The 16,572-nt window shown below is 62.0% G+C and carries 17 protein-coding genes; 13 read left to right on the top strand and 4 right to left on the bottom strand.

Annotated features, from left to right (window positions below):
• Positions 1–343: 343 nt before the first annotated feature.
• The 3 genes from ACZ9IU_RS05435 to tldD all read left to right on the top strand — a co-directional run bounded on the left by ACZ9IU_RS05435 (position 344) and on the right by tldD (position 3,002).
• Positions 344–985, top strand: a complete 642-nt coding sequence (locus ACZ9IU_RS05435; protein WP_498956832.1) for an invasion associated locus B family protein — start codon at positions 344–346, stop codon at positions 983–985.
• A 27-nt stretch (positions 986–1,012) separates the two neighbouring features.
• Positions 1,013–1,501, top strand: coding sequence for a YcxB family protein (locus ACZ9IU_RS05430; protein ID WP_038540622.1), 489 nt, complete (start codon positions 1,013–1,015; stop codon positions 1,499–1,501).
• An 85-nt stretch (positions 1,502–1,586) separates the two neighbouring features.
• Positions 1,587–3,002, top strand: coding sequence for a metalloprotease TldD (tldD, locus tag ACZ9IU_RS05425; RefSeq protein ID WP_038540619.1), 1,416 nt, complete (start codon positions 1,587–1,589; stop codon positions 3,000–3,002).
• Positions 3,003–3,080: 78 nt separating this feature from the next.
• Here the strand turns inward: tldD and ACZ9IU_RS05420 are convergent, their stop codons facing one another.
• Positions 3,081–3,389, bottom strand: a complete 309-nt coding sequence (locus tag ACZ9IU_RS05420) for a nucleoside triphosphate pyrophosphohydrolase family protein (RefSeq protein ID WP_038540617.1) — start codon at positions 3,387–3,389, stop codon at positions 3,081–3,083.
• A gap of 127 nt (positions 3,390–3,516) precedes the next feature.
• Between ACZ9IU_RS05420 and ACZ9IU_RS05415 the strand changes: the two genes are divergently transcribed.
• The 3 genes from ACZ9IU_RS05415 (at position 3,517) to ACZ9IU_RS05405 (ending at position 5,803) form a co-directional block, all read left to right on the top strand.
• The gene (locus ACZ9IU_RS05415; RefSeq protein WP_038548835.1) at positions 3,517–4,308 is read left to right on the top strand and encodes a sulfite exporter TauE/SafE family protein; all 792 of its coding nucleotides are present in this window, start codon (positions 3,517–3,519) and stop codon (positions 4,306–4,308) included.
• 164 nt (positions 4,309–4,472) lie between these two features.
• Positions 4,473–5,456: a polysaccharide deacetylase family protein gene (locus tag ACZ9IU_RS05410; protein WP_051900040.1), complete on the top strand. Its 984-nt coding sequence runs from the start codon at positions 4,473–4,475 to the stop codon at positions 5,454–5,456.
• A 29-nt stretch (positions 5,457–5,485) separates the two neighbouring features.
• On the top strand, positions 5,486–5,803 hold the full coding sequence (locus ACZ9IU_RS05405; RefSeq protein ID WP_367396523.1) for a type II toxin-antitoxin system RelE/ParE family toxin: 318 nt from the start codon (positions 5,486–5,488) through the stop codon (positions 5,801–5,803).
• A gap of 1 nt (position 5,804) precedes the next feature.
• Here ACZ9IU_RS05405 and ACZ9IU_RS05400 read toward each other — a convergent pair whose 3' ends face one another.
• Together ACZ9IU_RS05400 and pdxH are read right to left on the bottom strand one after the other, a co-directional pair.
• Positions 5,805–6,116 (bottom strand): helix-turn-helix domain-containing protein, encoded by a 312-nt coding sequence (locus ACZ9IU_RS05400; RefSeq protein WP_038540611.1) that lies wholly within the window; start codon positions 6,114–6,116, stop codon positions 5,805–5,807.
• A 65-nt stretch (positions 6,117–6,181) separates the two neighbouring features.
• Positions 6,182–6,802, bottom strand: a complete 621-nt coding sequence (gene pdxH / locus ACZ9IU_RS05395; protein WP_038540609.1) for a pyridoxamine 5'-phosphate oxidase — start codon at positions 6,800–6,802, stop codon at positions 6,182–6,184.
• A 64-nt stretch (positions 6,803–6,866) separates the two neighbouring features.
• On the opposite strand from pdxH, the gene ACZ9IU_RS05390 reads away from it, so the two are divergent.
• The 4 genes from ACZ9IU_RS05390 to ACZ9IU_RS05375 all read left to right on the top strand — a co-directional run bounded on the left by ACZ9IU_RS05390 (position 6,867) and on the right by ACZ9IU_RS05375 (position 10,368).
• The gene (locus tag ACZ9IU_RS05390) at positions 6,867–7,325 is read left to right on the top strand and encodes an RT0821/Lpp0805 family surface protein (RefSeq protein WP_038540606.1); all 459 of its coding nucleotides are present in this window, start codon (positions 6,867–6,869) and stop codon (positions 7,323–7,325) included.
• Positions 7,326–7,603: 278 nt separating this feature from the next.
• Positions 7,604–8,788: a DnaJ C-terminal domain-containing protein gene (locus ACZ9IU_RS05385; RefSeq protein WP_038540603.1), complete on the top strand. Its 1,185-nt coding sequence runs from the start codon at positions 7,604–7,606 to the stop codon at positions 8,786–8,788.
• Positions 8,789–8,939: 151 nt separating this feature from the next.
• Positions 8,940–9,758, top strand: coding sequence for an enoyl-ACP reductase FabI (gene fabI / locus ACZ9IU_RS05380; protein WP_038540600.1), 819 nt, complete (start codon positions 8,940–8,942; stop codon positions 9,756–9,758).
• A 22-nt stretch (positions 9,759–9,780) separates the two neighbouring features.
• On the top strand, positions 9,781–10,368 hold the full coding sequence (locus ACZ9IU_RS05375; RefSeq protein ID WP_038540597.1) for a histidine phosphatase family protein: 588 nt from the start codon (positions 9,781–9,783) through the stop codon (positions 10,366–10,368).
• Positions 10,369–10,425: 57 nt separating this feature from the next.
• Here the strand turns inward: ACZ9IU_RS05375 and ACZ9IU_RS05370 are convergent, their stop codons facing one another.
• Positions 10,426–10,686: a DUF1344 domain-containing protein gene (locus tag ACZ9IU_RS05370; protein WP_038540593.1), complete on the bottom strand. Its 261-nt coding sequence runs from the start codon at positions 10,684–10,686 to the stop codon at positions 10,426–10,428.
• Between the two features lie 301 nt (positions 10,687–10,987).
• Here ACZ9IU_RS05370 and ACZ9IU_RS05365 point away from each other — a divergent pair, with 301 nt between their 5' ends.
• The 3 genes from ACZ9IU_RS05365 (at position 10,988) to ribB (ending at position 16,509) form a co-directional block, all read left to right on the top strand.
• Positions 10,988–14,149 carry a bifunctional diguanylate cyclase/phosphodiesterase gene (locus ACZ9IU_RS05365; RefSeq protein WP_051899657.1) on the top strand — a complete coding sequence of 1,054 codons (3,162 nt, stop codon included), beginning with the start codon at positions 10,988–10,990 and terminating at the stop codon, positions 14,147–14,149.
• A 134-nt stretch (positions 14,150–14,283) separates the two neighbouring features.
• A complete protein-coding gene (aroC, locus tag ACZ9IU_RS05360) occupies positions 14,284–15,396 on the top strand; it encodes a chorismate synthase (protein ID WP_038540587.1) in 1,113 nt (370 codons plus the stop codon).
• A gap of 12 nt (positions 15,397–15,408) precedes the next feature.
• Positions 15,409–16,509, top strand: coding sequence for a 3,4-dihydroxy-2-butanone-4-phosphate synthase (ribB, locus tag ACZ9IU_RS05355; protein WP_038540584.1), 1,101 nt, complete (start codon positions 15,409–15,411; stop codon positions 16,507–16,509).
• Positions 16,510–16,572: the final 63 nt, after the last annotated feature.

The raw sequence follows: 16,572 nt of genomic DNA, 5'->3' as shown, positions 1-16,572 counted from the left end.
TCAATCACAGTTTGCCTGCCGCCGCAATATCTGGCGGGAAAAGCCCGTGCGGCATTTTTGCGCCTCCCGGAGAAGCCCGAAATCGTGCCATAATGATAGGCTATGGAGGCCCTTTTTTGGGGCGTTCGGCCCGTATTCCATAGGCCTTCCGCACTTTCGGCGGCCTTACTATAGCCCCTGCGCCGACCAAAATCCGGCGATTTCTTTATAATAATGTCGGTGGCGCCACTGGCCCGGGCCGAGTCCCATTTTCGCCGTACTCCACTGGAAAGAGGTCAGGGCTTTTCATTTCGCCCGGCGAACGCCAAGAATAGCCGCACTGATTCGTCTTCCAGAGGTTTCCATGGGTCGTCCCTCCCTGATCTGCGCCGGTCTAGCCGTGATGCTTGCAGCCGCCGTTTCGCTTCCCGCGTTCGCGCAGCAGCCGCAGCCCGCCCCGCGCCCCGCCGCGCCCCAGCCGGCCCCCCTGCCGGCTCAGGGCACCAAACCGGGGCCGCAGCCGCCCCGGCCGGCGCCGAACGGTGGGCAGGCCCCGGGGCCGCAGCCGCAGCCGCCCGGCAATGTGCGTGAAAACCACGGCGCATGGTCGATCATCTGCGACCGCCCGGCCGGCGCTTCCGCCGACCAATGCGCGCTGATGCAGAACGTCATTGCCGAGGACCGGCCGGAAGTCGGCCTGTCGGTGGTGGTACTGAAGACCGCCGACCGCAAGGCGCGCATCCTGCGCATCCTCGCGCCGCTCGGCGTGCTCCTGAAGGATGGCATGGAACTCTATGTCGACAACAACAATATTGGCCGCGCCTATTTCACCCGCTGCTTCTCCGAGGGCTGCTATGTGGAAGTGGAGATCGACGAGGAACTGATGCGCATCCTGCGGGCCGGCAAGGCTGCCGTCTTTGCACTGCGCGAATCCGCCGATCAGGACCGGGTGGGCATTCCGATCGAGCTGACCGGCTTCGGCGAAGGTTACGACGCACTTCCGTGATCACGTCATAATAAGAAACGGTCGTTCATGGAGTTTCGCGGCAGCCATACCTTTCCCATTCGCTTCGACGACGAGGTCGTGCGCGATGCGGTGCGCGTGTTCGTCATAGAGCGCACGATGCGCGAGCAGAAGGGGAAGTGGGCTGCGGCGGGGCTTGTGGTCGTCGCCGGCGTCGTGCTCCTGTTCCAGGGCAACTTCACCCTCGCGCTGCTGGCGTTCCTCGTCGCCTGTTTCCCGGCGATTTTCAGCGCCGTGGTCTGGCGCGCGCATTCCGCCAGCGCCTTTGGCCGCTACAGGCGCATGACCGATCGCAGCGCCGAAGTGACCATCGACCCGGAAGGGTTCGGCATCGCCTCCAACCTCGGCGACGGCCGGCTCAACTGGCCCAATGTCACCGAGATCTGGGAAAGGCCGCTTTCGTTCATGCTGTTCAGCGGCACATCGGCCTTCAATATCCTGCCGCGAAAGGCCATGCCGCAGGAGGTGCAGGCCTTCCTCAGCGCAAAAGCCATCTGAAGACAGGCTTGCTTCGGTCCCTCCCCGGACCTACATCGGTTGGAACAGAGCGCGTCTTCCAGTGGCAGCGCAGAAGGAGCATCCCATGAATACCGACCTTCTCAACCTTTTCGACTGCGACGAGACAAAGCTGCGCTCGATCCTCTCCGAGGCGCTTACCGGCGCCGATGACGGCGAGCTTTTCGTGGAACATGCCCAGGCGGAATCGCTGACCTTCGACAATGGTCGCCTGAAGGGCGGTTCGTTCAACACAGACCAGGGTTTTGGCCTGCGCTCGGTCGCCGGCGAAGCGGTCGGTTACGCGCATGCGGGCGAGCTTTCCGCCGCAGCGCTGTCCCGTGCCTCGGATGCGGTGCGGGCAGTGACCTCCGGTTATTCCGGCTCCTACGCGGCCGCCCCACAGCGCACCAACAAGAAATATTACGGCGACGAGAACCCGATCGGCAGCCCCAGTTTCGAAGAGAAGGTCAAGCTGCTCACCGAGATCGACGCGTACCTACGCTCCAAGGACGACAAGGTGCGGCAGGTGACGGCGACCGTTTCGGCAAGCTGGCAGGTGGTCGACATCCTGCGCGCCGATGGCCACCGGGTACACGACATCCGCCCGATGACCCGCATCAACATTTCCGTCGTCGTCGGTGACGGCGACCGGCAAGAATCGGGTTCGTTCGGCACCGGCGGCCGCATCGGCTTCGGCGATTTCGTCACGGAAGGCAATTGGCAGACCGGCGCCGACGAGGCGCTGCGCCAGGCGCTCGTCAACCTCACCGCCATCGACGCGCCGGCCGGCACGATGGACGTCGTGCTCGGCTCCGGCTGGCCGGGCGTGATGCTGCACGAGGCGGTCGGCCACGGGCTGGAAGGCGATTTCAACCGCAAGAAGACCTCGGCCTTTGCCGGTCTTTTGGGGGAAATGGTCGCGGCGCCAGGCGTCACCGTCGTCGACGACGGCACGATCGACAACCGCCGCGGCTCGATCACCATAGACGACGAAGGCACGCCATCGGCCTACAACGTGCTGATCGAAAACGGCAAGCTGGTCGGTTACATGCAGGATCGCCAGAACGCCCGGCTGATGGGCGTCAGCCCGACCGGCAATGGCCGCCGGCAGGGTTATGCCTATACGCCGATGCCGCGGATGACCAATACCTACATGCTCGGCGGCGACAAATCGCCCGAAGAAATCATCGCCTCGGTGAAGAAGGGCATCTACGCCGTCTCCTTCGGCGGCGGCCAGGTGGACATCACCTCCGGCAAGTTCGTGTTCGGCTGCACCGAGGCCTACATGATCGAGGACGGTAAAATCGGCCCGGCCATCAAGGGAGCCATGCTGATCGGCAACGGCCCGGATGCGATGCGCCGCGTCTCGATGGTCGGCAACGACATGAAACTCGACACCGGCATCGGCAATTGCGGCAAGGGCGGCCAATGGGTCCCCGTCGGCGTCGGCCAGCCGCATCTGCGGATGGACCAGGTGACGGTGGGTGGGACGAAGGCGTAAGGCGGAGCAATTTGCCTGGCGATAGAAACGCTGAGGTTTCTATCGCCAAATCCCAATGCCGGCGTATGAGCCTCAAACTCACCCCTCATCCGGCCTGAACAGCCATTTCCGCTCGATCGCCGATACAAGATCGATCCGGTTGTTGTGGGCAAACAGCAGGACGTGGCCGAGAAGATCGGCCGTCTCGTCGGCAAGGTCGCGGCTGAGATCCGCGTCGCTCCTGCCCTTTTTCCGTCCGCGGCCGGTGGCGCGGTTCCAGGCCTGGGTCAGCTCGCCCATCTCCTCCTGCAGCTTCAGGAGAAACCAGTCGGGATCGCGGATCATTCCGTGGGTTTCGGCATAAGTTGCGGATGCGGCCTCGAATTGTTCGGTAAGTTTGCCCAGCATAACGTTCTCCTTTTGTATCCACAGGAGAATGCCGATTCCAGCGCCGTGTCCAGAGGGTTTGCTTGACACCCTCACCCAAATCCCGGCAGGTGCGGGCCATCCGATCTCATCCGCATCACGGCATTCCATGGACTCCGCCAATCCGATTTCTGCCTTGCTGGACGCATGGGTTCCGGGCCACGGGGCGGCGCAGCTCGTCTTTCTTTTCCTCTCGGCGCTGATCGCCGGGCTGGCGCGCGGGTTTTCCGGGTTCGGGGGAGCGCTGATCTTCGTTCCGCTTGCAGGTGCTGCCGTCGGCCCGAAGAGCGCCCCGGCCCTGCTGCTCGTCATCGACGGGGTGACGACGCTCGGCATGCTGCCGGATGGCTGGAGGCGGGCGAACCGGCGAGAAGTGGGCACGATGCTGATCGGTACGCTGGTCGGCGTGCCGGCGGGTACGACGCTGCTGGCCCTGATCGATCCGACGGCGTTGCGCTGGCTGATTTCGGTCGTCGTGCTCTGCCTGCTGATCTTCCTGATTTCCGGCTGGCGTTACCACGGCAAGCCGAAGACGCCGCTGACCATCGGCGTCGGAGCGCTGGCCGGCCTGTTCGGCGGTGCGGCGCAGCTTTCCGGCCCTCCGGTCGTCGCCTACTGGCTCGGCGGCGCCATTCCGCCGCTTACCGTGCGCGCCAATCTCATCCTTTATTTCGCGCTTTCGACGGTGATCTCGGCCACCGCCTATATCATCGGGCACCTTTTGACGCTCGACGTCCTTGCCCTCGCACTGATCGCCGGCCCGGGTTACGGCCTCGGGGTGACCGCCGGTTCGAAACTGTTCGGATTTGCCTCCGAAGGCACCTTTCGGCGCATCTGCTTTCTGCTGATCGCCATGGCGGCGATCGTCAGCCTGCCGCTTTTCGATGCGCTGCGGCCCTGAGCAGGATTCAGCACGGATTATTCAGCAAGACTTAACCCGTCCAAGAGTAGGGTCGGCCTCACCGAAGTAACGTGGGCGTGATCGCGGTGGGGAACACGAAGGAGAGATTTCAGGCGCTTTGGCGCCGGGATGTCAAACGCCGGCTTGTCGCCGGTGGCCTCGACATGGCGGCCGCACTTGCGCGTGCCGGAATGATGCCCAATGCCCGCGGCCATGGCGCCGTCTTCACGCTCCATCACGTGCGGCCGAAACAGAGCCGTCCGCTGAAACCGAGCGGCCATCTCGAAGTGACGCCGGATTTCCTCGGCGAAGCGATCGAACGGCTTTCGGCGGAGGGTTACGAGTTCATCCCCTTGAGCGATGTGCCCACACGGCTTGCCGCGCCGACCAAGCAGCCGTTCGCCGCCTTCACGCTCGATGACGGCTACCGAAACAACGCCGAATACGCCCTGCCCGTTTTTGCCCGCTACGGCGTGCCGTTCACCATTTTCGTCACCCGCGGATTTGCCGAGCGGACCCATTCGCTCTGGTGGGAGACGGTTGCCGAACTGCTCGGACGCGAACGCGAGGTGACGTTCGACTTCGGCGGCGGGTCCGAGGTCCTCGACCTCACCTCCGAGGCCCGAAAATTCGATGCCTTCGACCGGTTCTCCAGCTATGTCCTCGAAGTCGAGGAATCGACCGCCGTCTCGCGGATCGATGCGCTGGCGAGAAAACACGGCATCGACCCGCTGAAGATCACTGCCGATCTCACCATGAATGCCGAGGAACTGCGCTCGGTCGCCACCCATCCGCTGGCTTCACTCGGTGCCCATACAACAAGCCACCGGGCCGTCGCCCGGCTTTCGGCGGAAGACGCCCGTGCGGAGATGAAGCAGTCAGCCGACTGGATCGAGGCTTTGACCGGCGAACGGCCGCAAACGATCGCCTATCCCTATGGCAGCCGCGCCGCGGTTTCCGAGCGCGACTATGCGATTGCCAAGGAACTCGGCTTTTCGGTCGCGGTCACGACCCAGCCGGGCACGCTCTGCGCCAAATATGTCAACAGGCTCACCGGCCTGCCGCGCATCTCGCTCAACGGCTATTACCAGCAGCCGCGCTACGTCTCGGCCCTCGCCTCAGGCATCCCGTTCGCGATCGGGCGGTGAGAGCATGGCGAAGTCCTTTGAATTCGTGAATTCTTCCGCGAAAAAAGGCCTTCCAGGAACTTCCAAAAGATATCCAGATCCAATTCGCCAACGACCTTCAGCGCGTCCAGGAAGGACTACAGCCTCTCTCGGACTTCAAGCACCTGAGGGGCATCGGTAACGGCATTATCGAGCTCATAGAGAACGGTAGCCCGGCCTATCGCACCGTCTATTGTGCTAAATACCTCGATACGGTTTTCATTCTCCATGCCTTCACCAAAACGACCAACGGCGTCGACCGCAAGGCAATGGAGACCGTCCAGGATCGTCACAAGACGATGCTTCAGATCGTCAAAAACCGCAAATAGATCAGGCCGCCGCGACCACTTCACAGATTACCTTATGCTCGGCGCTGAACGATGGCTTCAGGCGCACACCGAGCTTTGCGAGATAACCAATCAGCTTGTCGGCCGAGAAAAGCTGAATCTTGCCGCGCATCAATTCGCTGACGCGGGGTTGGGAAACATCGAGAGCCTCGGCGATATCCGCCTGCTTCCATTTCCTGTCTTCGAAGATGGCAACCAGGGTGGTGAGCAGATCCGAGCGAAACCGCAGATCGGCAGCCTCGATCGGATCCTCCGTGACGACGTCAAAGATATTTTCAAAGACCAGGCGTTCCATCTTCGTCCTCGATATACGGATTTCCGTATAATCTAGATATAAATACATGCCTGGTCAATGATAGCTCACGGATACATCCGCACCTTTTCCCACGGGCCGTCGGCGACGGGGCGGCGGAATTCGATGCGGTCGTGCAGCCGGAACTGGCGGTCGTGCCAGAACTCGATCGATACCGGCTTGATGCGGAAACCGGACCAGTAGGGCGGGCGCGGAATGTCGCCGATCGCGTATCTTGCGGTGTATTCGGCAACCGATTTTTCGAGCGCGAAACGGGTTTCGAGCGGGCGGGACTGTTTCGACGCCCAGGCGCCGATGCGGCTGCCGCGGGCGCGAGAGGCGTAATAGGCATCCGCCTCCGCATCGCTCACCACTTCCACCTCGCCCCGCAGGCGAACCTGTCGGCGCAGCGATTTCCAGTGGAAACACATGGCCGCCTTCTTCTGGCCGAGAATCTCGCGGCCCTTCTGGCTTTCGAAATTGGTATAGAAGACGAAACCGTTCTCGTCATACCCCTTCAACAGGACCATGCGAACGTTCGGCATGCCGTTTTCGTCGACGGTCGCAACCGCAACGGCATTCGGATCGTTGGGTTCGGAGGCCTCGGCATCCTTCAGCCAGGCACCGAAAAGCGCGAAAGGCTCGTTCTCGGCGGTGAAGTCACCAGTTGTTAACCCGCTCTCAGACATATTGACTAAAATACTCCCAATCTCATGAAAAATGCCCGAGTTTTTCAGTCGGACAGGACGCACGGTGGTAGTGATAGCAAAGTCGAAGAGCCGCACAAAGAGGTCGTTTCTCCTCGGCAGACGGGCAGCCGCCCTCTGCCTTGCCGGGTTTTCGCTTGGCGGTTGTACCAGCAGCCTCGATCTCTTCGGAAGTTCCCCGAAAGTCGACCGCTCGATCGCGACCGGCACGGTGCCGGGCACACAGCCGCACACCGGCGCTACGCTTTCCGACGAGGCGACGGTGCGCAATGCGGTCTCCTCGGCCGATCTTGCAAAGGTCGGCGCAGCCTCGGTTCCGTGGGCGAATACCGCCACCGGCAGCGCCGGCGTCGTGTCGCAGATCCGCGAGGCCCGCAACGGCGAGCAGATCTGCCGCGCCTTCACCACCACGCGGCATTCCTACGAGGGTATTGCGATGTTCTCCGGCCAGACCTGCCTCACCGGCAGCGGCGACTGGATGCTGACGGCCTTCGACCGCCAGTAGTCGCCGTCATCCCTGCCCCACACCCGATGCGGCTGCAAGGAAACGGTTTTTGGGCGTTTGCGTAATTCGTGCTGGAAACGATTCGTTTACCTTAACGAGTGCTGCCGGCGGCGGTGTAACCACTGATTCACAAGTCCTAACATAGGCTCTCCGAACGTAAGCAGTAATCTGTCCGGGACATGAGGAACCGGCGGACGGCTGTCGGAGTTGTGACGAATAATGGGGGGGTCCAAGGATCAAGCGGGGACCCGCCGTTTCAGGTAACCGGTGGTCCCACGATGCGTGATCCCTATTCTCTTCTCGGCGTGAAGCGCAATGCCGAGCCCGACGAAATCAAGGCAGCCTGGCGCGCCAAGGCCAAGACCGTTCATCCAGACCAGAACCAGGACGATCCGTCTGCGACGAGCCGTTTCGCAGAGATCGGCCAGGCCTACGAGGTCCTGAAGGATCCCGAGCGCCGCAAGCGATACGACAGGGCCGCCGAGATGCACCAAACCATCATGCAGCAGCGCAATGCCGCCCGCGAAGCCGCCGAACGCGCCAAGGTCGCAAAGGCCAACGCCGAAAAGGTCATGGAAGAACTCGCCAAGACCAATGCGCAAAACGCCAAGTCCCAGGCGCAACCGCAAGCACAGGCTCGCGGCCAATCGCAAACCCAATCACATTCCCAATCTCAGGCCCAATCTCAGGCCCATCCCCAGAATCAGTCCGGCCCTGCAGGCGAAACGCCGGAGGACATGATCGAGCGTATCTTCGGCGCCGCGGCGGCCGAGCAGGCAAAAGCTCAGGCGGGCGGCACGGCGCAGGGGGGCGGCTCAGCGCAGGCGAGCGGCGATTCGGTCGAAACGGCAAAGGCAGATCCATCGGGGGGCGAACGACCGCCGCTTCCGGCCCTTGCCATCGACCTGATCGCCTCCATCGTGCGCCGTTTCCGCGGCACGACGCCGGCTCCGGAAAAGGCGCCGGATATCTCCGTCGAAGCCACGGTGACCGTCGAGGATCTCCTGAAGCTCAACACGATCACGCTGAAAATGGCCGACGACCGCGAAGTGCGCCTTGCCCTGGAAAGAGGCATGACCGAAGGCCATGTGGCGCGCCTCAAGGGCCAGGGCCTCAAGCTCACCGGCATGAAATCCGGCGACCTGCTCGCCTCGATCAAGATTGCCCGCGACAGCCGTTTCCGGGTCGAAGGCTTCGATCTCCACACGACCTTGTCGATCTCGCTCGAGGATGCGGTGCTCGGCGGCGACGCATCGGTCGAGACGCCGGACGGCAATCGCAGCCTCAGCATTCCGGCCTGGTCCGGTTCCGACCAGACGATCCGGCTGGAGGGCCTCGGCCTCCATGATGATGCGGGCGGCCGCGGCGATCTCGTCGTCGAGCTGCGCGTCGTCCTGTGGGAAAAGCCGAACGAAAAGGTCACCGACCTGATGCGGCACATGCGCCACGGACTGTATGTCTGACGGGCCTTGCCCAGTATGACAGTTTTGCGTCGGTATTCACCGCTGCGCACCCTTTGTTACGGCTACTAACACGAGATGATCCAACTCAGCTTGAACCCTTGAGCCGCCTATGTCATAGGCAGCGTTCATCTAAGGTATCAGGGGACTATGAATGGTTCAGGCTTCCGGCCTCATGGCAGGCAAACGCGGTCTCATCATGGGCGTTGCCAATAATCGTTCGATCGCGTGGGGCATTGCCAAGGCCATCCACAGCCAAGGCGGGGAAGTTGCATTCACCTACCAGGGCGATGCACTCAAGAAGCGGGTTGAGCCGCTGGCTGCAGAACTGGGCGCCTACATGGCCGGCCATTGCGACGTCGGCGACGAATCGACCATCGACGAGGTCTTCGCCAATCTCGAAAAGCACTGGGGCAAGATCGACTTCCTCGTGCATGCGATCGGCTTTTCCGACAAGGACGAGCTGACCGGCCGTTACGTCGACACCTCGGCTGACAACTTCGCCAAGACGATGCAGATCTCGGTCTATTCCTTTACGTCGGTCGCAAGGCGGGCGGAAAAGCTGATGACCGACGGCGGTTCGATGCTGACGCTCACCTATTATGGTGCGGAAAAGGTCATGCCGAACTACAACGTCATGGGCGTTGCAAAGGCCGCGCTCGAAGCCAGCGTCAAATATCTCGCCGTCGATCTCGGCCCGAAGAACATCCGCGTCAACGCGATCTCGGCCGGGCCGATCAAGACGCTTGCCGCTTCCGGCATCGGCGACTTCCGCTACATCCTCAAGTGGAACGAGTACAATGCGCCGCTGCGCCGTACCGTCACCATCGAGGAAGTGGGCGATGTCGGCCTCTACATGCTGTCCGACCTGTCGCGGTCCGTCACCGGCGAAACCCATCACGCAGACAGCGGCTACCATGTCGTCGGCATGAAGGCCGTCGATGCGCCGGACATTTCGGTCATCAAGGACTGATGCTCTTCCAGGGACGTCTGCCGTGCTCATCTACATGATCCGCCACGGGCAGACGGACTGGAATGCCGAAGGCCGGCTGCAGGGCCAGCAGGACATTCCGCTCAATACTCTCGGCCGTTCTCAGGCAACGCGGAACGGCGAGCGGCTGCGCGAGATGATCGGCGCGGCCGAAGGTTTCTCCTTCGTTGCCAGCCCGCTGTCGCGGACCCGCGAAACAATGGAACGGCTGCGCACCGCCATGGGGCTGGATCCCCTCGCCTACCGGATCGACGAGCGGCTGGTCGAAGTCTCCTTCGGCGACTGGGAAGGCCATACGCTCGAGGAGATCAGCCGGATTTCTCCGGACCGACTCGCCGCCCGGGCCGAGCAGAAGTGGAGCTTCATTCCGCCGGGCATATCTGCCGAAAGCTATGAGATTCTCTGCTGGCGGATCGGCGCCTGGCTGCAGTCCATTGACGGTCCGACCGTGTGCATCAGCCATGGCGGGGTGATCCGCTCGCTCTTCCGGCTGATCGGCAATCTCGACGAAGACGAGGCGGCCACCGTTCCGACTCCGCAGGACCGCATCCTGATGATCGATACCGACCTCAGTCGGATGGCATGGCTCTGATCGGAATATCCGCAGCGCAGCGGATATTCTAAATTATACTTCGCTAATTCTACGGTATTACTGGACGATCTGGAGATCGTCGACGACACGGTTGCCATCGACGACCGTGTAAAAGACCAACACCTTCACGCCGGCCTTCAAGCCCTCGAAATTGAATTCCTCGGGCACTTTATAGGTCTTTCCGTCGTCGAGCGTTAAGTTGAGCGCCTTCGCATCCACGGCCTTGATCGTGGCTTCGACGTCGGCACTTTGAGCCCAGCTGTTGAGGGGCGAAAAGATGCTGGCAGTGGCAAGCAGAGCAGCAATCAGGATGCGCATGGTCGGAAGCCTTGATGAGGTCGATGATGTCTTGTTCCGACGCACAGATAGCCTCCCGATTGTGGCAAAAATCGCCCGTTACCGTGACATTTTGCGTATAAGTAATGACCTGATTGTTAACGCTTTTCAAGGGCGGGATGCCGCCCTGCGGGGGGACCCGGCGGCATTTGCGAAACCAATCCCAAGTATTCCCTTACAATAAATCGGACCAAAGTTTGTAGGGTGCCGTGAAAGCGTAAATTAACCCCCGCCCCATAGGCTCGACCGTCTGCCACAGGGGTTAATGAGAAGGTTCGCGCACGTGAAATTCTGGCCGTCGTCCGGTTCCAAATCACTGCGCTTCGCACGCAGCACCAAGACCCCGACGACAATCGCGTTCGTTATCACCCTTGCTGTCATCTCGATCGGCGTCATCATCGACCAACGTTACACCGAAGGCTTTCGCAGCGACCTGCGGGCAACGACGGAAAAAGTCGGCGGCCTGTTGGCGCGGCGCCTCATCGTACGCGTAGAGACCGACATCGCCGCCACCGATCATCTGGTTCACGTGCTGAGGGACGATTTCAGCGGATCGGCGGATACATTCAAGCGCCATGTCGAAAAGCAACTTGGCGAAGTCACGCATTTTTCGGGTGTCGCGGTCGCACCCAATTTCGAGCTTGCCCAGGTCATCACGCGCGACGGCATTGTCGGCGGCGGGGCGGGCAAGATCGGCAAAATCGATCTGCTGCGCCTTGCAAACGACCTGAAATCCGTGAACGGCCGCAACCGCGTATCTCTGCTGAGCGGCACCCAGGAAGGAGATCTGACGCTCGTCGTACCGGTATCGAAGGAAGAGGACGGTGGGGACCTTTGGGGCGCGATCGCCGTGCTGATCGATAAGCAGGGCCTGATGGAGGCATCCGGCGTCACCTTCTCCCCTGCCGCGGCAAGGAAACCGAACCTGATCAATCTCGACTGGCTGAACGTGGTTCTGCGGGACGACGACAGGCCGCAATATTTCGCCTTCTTCGGCAATGACTCCATCGAAAACCAGTCTCCGATGAAATGGACGGTGCCCATCAACGGCGCCAACTGGACGCTGCTTGCCGCTCCCCGTTCCGGTTGGGACATCGTGCCGCCCAACCAGCTCGGGTTCCGCCTCGCCATCATGCTTGCCGCACTCGGGGTGATCGTGCCGATCTTCATCGCCACCTCGCTGATTTCCGAACGCAACCGCAATATCGAGGCACTGAAGGCCCGCGAGCTTAATCTCATCGAGCTGTCGCAGCGCTTCAACCTTGCCATGGAAGCCTCCAATATCGGCATCTGGGAGGTGACGGGCAACGGCAACAGTCTGTTCTGGGACAAGCGGGCCGCGGGGCTGCACGACAAGCCGGCAGCCAGCGAGGGCAACCGTCTCTACGACTGGCTCGGGTCGATCTATCCGCCGGACCGGACTGCAGCGGAGACACATTTCGCCGACTGCGCCTCCTGCAACACGCCCTGTAGCGAAACCTACCGGGTGCAGTTGCCGGACGGCACGCTGCGATACCTGAAATCGGCAGGTGCGAACTATCGCAATGCCGACGGCACCCTGCGCACCACCGGCATTGTCTGGGACGTCACCGGCGACGTGGTGATGACGCAGACGCTGCGCAACGCCAAGGAAAATACCGACATCAAGAATGCCGAACTGGAACTGGCGCTCGATGAACTGTCGAACCGCGAGCAGGACCTGGAAGAGCTGTCGAGCCGCCTCGATCTGGCGCTTGATTCCTACAATTGCGGCATATGGGAATCCAATCCGGTCACGCATATCGAAACCTGGGACGCCCGGATGTGCCAGTTGCACGGCATCCCCTTTACCGACGGCTTCATCCGGGTCGATACCTGGATCGAGCTCATCCATCCCGACGACCGGGAGCACGCCAAGCGCAGCTCCTACAATTTCACCGAGAACTTCCTGGCGGGTCCGCTGGTCGTGCGCGTGCCCCAACCGGATGGTTCGATCCGCTATATCCGCTCCATCGGCAAGGTGCATACGATGCGCGACGGATCCCAGAAGGTGGTGGGCATTGCCTTCGACGTCACCCAGGACGCGATCCTGACCCGGGAACTGAAAGCCGCCAAGGACGAGGCCGACGCCAAGAACGCCGAACTCGAACTCGCCAAGAGCCGCATCGAGCACAATTCGCTGCATGACCCGCTGACCCTGCTCGCCAACCGCCGCAAGCTCGACATGGAGCTCGACCGGCTGTCGCGCTCCAGCCACAACGAGCGCCAGAAGTTCTCGATCCTGCATCTCGATCTCGACCGCTTCAAGCAGATCAACGACACGCTCGGACATGCGGCGGGCGACGCGATGCTCGTGCACGCCTCACGCATCCTGTCGCGCAACGTCCGCAGTGGCGATATCGTCGCACGCATCGGCGGCGACGAATTCGTCATCCTCGCCACCGACAATTCGAGCACCGAGGAGATAAGCCAGCTCGCTCAGCGCATCATCGCCGAATTCCACCAGCCGATCGACTTTGAAGGTTTCGCCTGCCGCTGCGGCGTATCCATCGGCATCGCCCAGGCAAGCGGCATGAATGTCGATGCACGCCGCACGCTCGTCAATGCCGATATCGCGCTCTACCGGGCGAAGGGCATGGGCCGCAACCGCTACGAATTCTTTACGCAGAACTTGCAGGCCGAGATCGTCAGCCACAAGCGCACCGCCGACGAGGTCCTTACCGGTATCGACAATGACGAATTCATCACCTTCTACCAGCCGCAGTTCGATGCCCGCACCAACCAACTGACCGGCGTCGAGGCGCTGATCCGCTGGAACCATCCGCATCACGGAATTCTTGCGCCCGACCGGTTCCTCAAGATTGCAGAGGATTTGAACGTCTCGGCAGCACTCGACCATATCGTGCTCCAGACGGTGCTGAAGGACAAGATGCGCTGGGCTGCACTCGGCGTCCGGGTGCCGAAGGTTTCCGTGAACGTCTCCTCAAAACGCCTCAATGACGAAGCGCTGATCGACACGCTGCAGACGCTGGCGATCGTGCCCGGCGAGATTTCCTTCGAACTGGTGGAATCGATCTTCCTCGACGAGAGCGAAGCGGCCGCGACCAGCAATCTCGAACGCATCAAGGAACTCGGCATCGACATCGAGATCGACGATTTCGGCACCGGCCATACCTCGATCGTCAGCCTTTTGAAACTGAAGCCGAAACGGCTGAAGATCGACCGGCAGCTCGTCATGCCGATCCTGACCTCGCCGCAGGAACGCGCGCTGGTGCGCTCGATCATCGACATTGCCCGTTCGCTCGGCGTCGAAACGGTGGCGGAAGGCGTCGAGACCATGCAGCATGCGAGCCTTCTGCGCGAACTCGGCTGCGACCTGCTGCAGGGTTATGCCTTCGCCCGGCCGCTTTCCTTCGACGATTTCACCGCAGCCGCGCATGCGGGCTGGCGCAGGGCCGCCGCCTAGAACCATCATTGTTCACCATTTCCGGCGCGACAGTTCTGCCAAGAAAGACTTGTCGCCCGGCAACCTTTTCCATATGACAACCGCGTCAGAAGTTGGCGAAAGGCCAGCTCCGCCACAGCTGGTCCTGTAACGCCATGTCGCACAACACTTTCGGTCACCTTTTCCGTGTCACCACCTGGGGCGAAAGCCATGGCCCGGCGCTCGGCTGCGTGGTCGACGGCTGCCCGCCCGGCATCCGCTTCACGCTGGCGGAAATCCAGGCCTGGATGGACAAGCGCAAGCCCGGACAGTCGCGCTTCGTGACGCAGCGGCGCGAGGACGATATCGTCAAGGTGCTCTCCGGCGTGATGATGGATGCCGACGGCGAGACGATGATCTCGACCGGCACGCCGATCTCGATGCTGATCGAGAATACCGACCAGCGCTCCAAGGATTACGGCGAGATCGCCCGCCGCTATCGTCCCGGCCATGCGGACTATACCTATGACGTCAAATACGGCATCCGCGACTATCGCGGCGGCGGCCGCTCTTCGGCCCGCGAGACGGCAGCCCGCGTTGCCGCCGGGGCGCTCGCCCGCAGGATCGTGCCGGGCGTCCAAGTCCGCGCCGCGCTGATCCAGATCGGCAAGCACAGAATAAACCGCGCCAACTGGGACTGGGATCAGATCGGCCAGAACCCGTTCTTCTGCCCGGACGCGGCGATGGTGCCCGTCTGGGAAGACTATCTCGACGGCATCCGCAAAGCCGGCTCCTCGATCGGCGCCGTGGTGGAGGTGATCGCCGAAGGCGTGCCCGCCGGTCTCGGTGCACCGGTCTATGGCAAGCTCGATCAGGATATCGCCAGCCTTCTGATGTCGATCAACGCCGTCAAGGGCGTCGAGATCGGCGACGGTTTCGGTGTCGCAGAACTCTCCGGCGAGGAAGACGCCGACGAGATGCGCATGGGCAATGACGGCAAGCGCATTTTCCTCTCCAACCATGCAGGCGGCATTCTCGGCGGCATCTCGACCGGCGAGGCGGTGGTCGCCCGCTTCGCGATCAAGCCCACTTCCTCCATTCTCACCGAGCAGCGCTCGATCGACGTCGACGGCAACAATGTCGAAGTCCGCACCAAGGGCCGCCACGACCCCTGCGTCGGCATCCGCGCCGTGCCGATCGGCGAGGCGATGGTTGCATGCGCGATTGCCGATCACTATCTCCGCGACCGGGCCCAGATTGGCTCCAGTATTACCGGGCGAAATCTCTAGGAAACAACATCCATGGCCTATGATCAGAAGCGCGTCGTCGACGCCCTCCGCGCCTTCGAAGCCGGCGAAATCGTCGTCGTCACCGATGACGACGACCGCGAGAACGAAGGCGACCTTATCGTCGCCGCAGTCCACTGCACGCCGGACAAGATGGCCTTCATCGTGCGCCACACGTCCGGCATCGTCTGCGCGCCGATGCCGCGCGAGGAGGCCAAGCGGCTCAACCTCAATGCCATGGTGGCGGAAAACGACAGCGCCCATACGACCGCCTTCACCGTTACCGTCGACTTCAAGCACGGCACGACGACCGGCATTTCCGCCGAGGACCGGACGCTGACCGTCCGCAATCTCGCCAATCCGAATGTCGGCGCGAGCGATTTCGTGCGGCCCGGTCATATCTTCCCGCTGATCGCCCGCGAAGGCGGCGTGCTGATGCGCTCCGGTCATACGGAGGCGGCCGTCGACCTCTGCAGGCTTGCCGGCCTTCCGCCGATCGGGGTCATCTGCGAACTCGTCAATGACGACGGCACCGTGACGCGCGGCCAGCAGGTTACCGATTTTGCCGCCAAGCACGGCTTGAAACAGGTTTCCGTCGCCGACCTGATCGCCTACCGCCAGCGCAAGGAAACGTTGATCGAGCTGCAGACGTCGTTCGACGTCGAGACACCGCATGGCAAGGCGAAGGCACATGCCTATTCGCTGCCGTGGGACCCGATGCAGCATGTGGCGGTAATCTTCGGCGACATCCGTGACGGCGTCGATATTCCCGTCCGCCTGCATCTCGAAAACGTCACCCGAGACGTATTCGGCACTCAGCGCTCGGTCGATCGTTACATGGCGAAAATCGAGGAAGAGGGTCGCGGCGTGATCATCTACCTGCGCGAAGGTTCGGTCGGGGTCGGCCAGAAGGACCATGGCCGCAAGCTGCGCCAGGACCAGGAGGGCCATGCCGAAGCCCAGGCCCGCGAGAGCGAATGGCTGGAAATCGGCCTCGGCGCACAGATATTGAAGGATCTCGGCGTCACCTCGATCAAGCTCTTGACCCGCAGCGAGCGCCACTATGTCGGCCTCGAAGGTTTCGGCATCAAGATCGCCGAAACGGTGATCTGCTGACCGCCCCCAATCCTTAGGGTTGCAAAAGGTTTCGTCCCGTTCCATCGTCGCTCGTTGTCGGGC

This window comes from Mesorhizobium sp. USDA 4132 (assembly GCF_056279545.1).
This window is presented reverse-complemented; position numbering and strand designations above follow the sequence as displayed.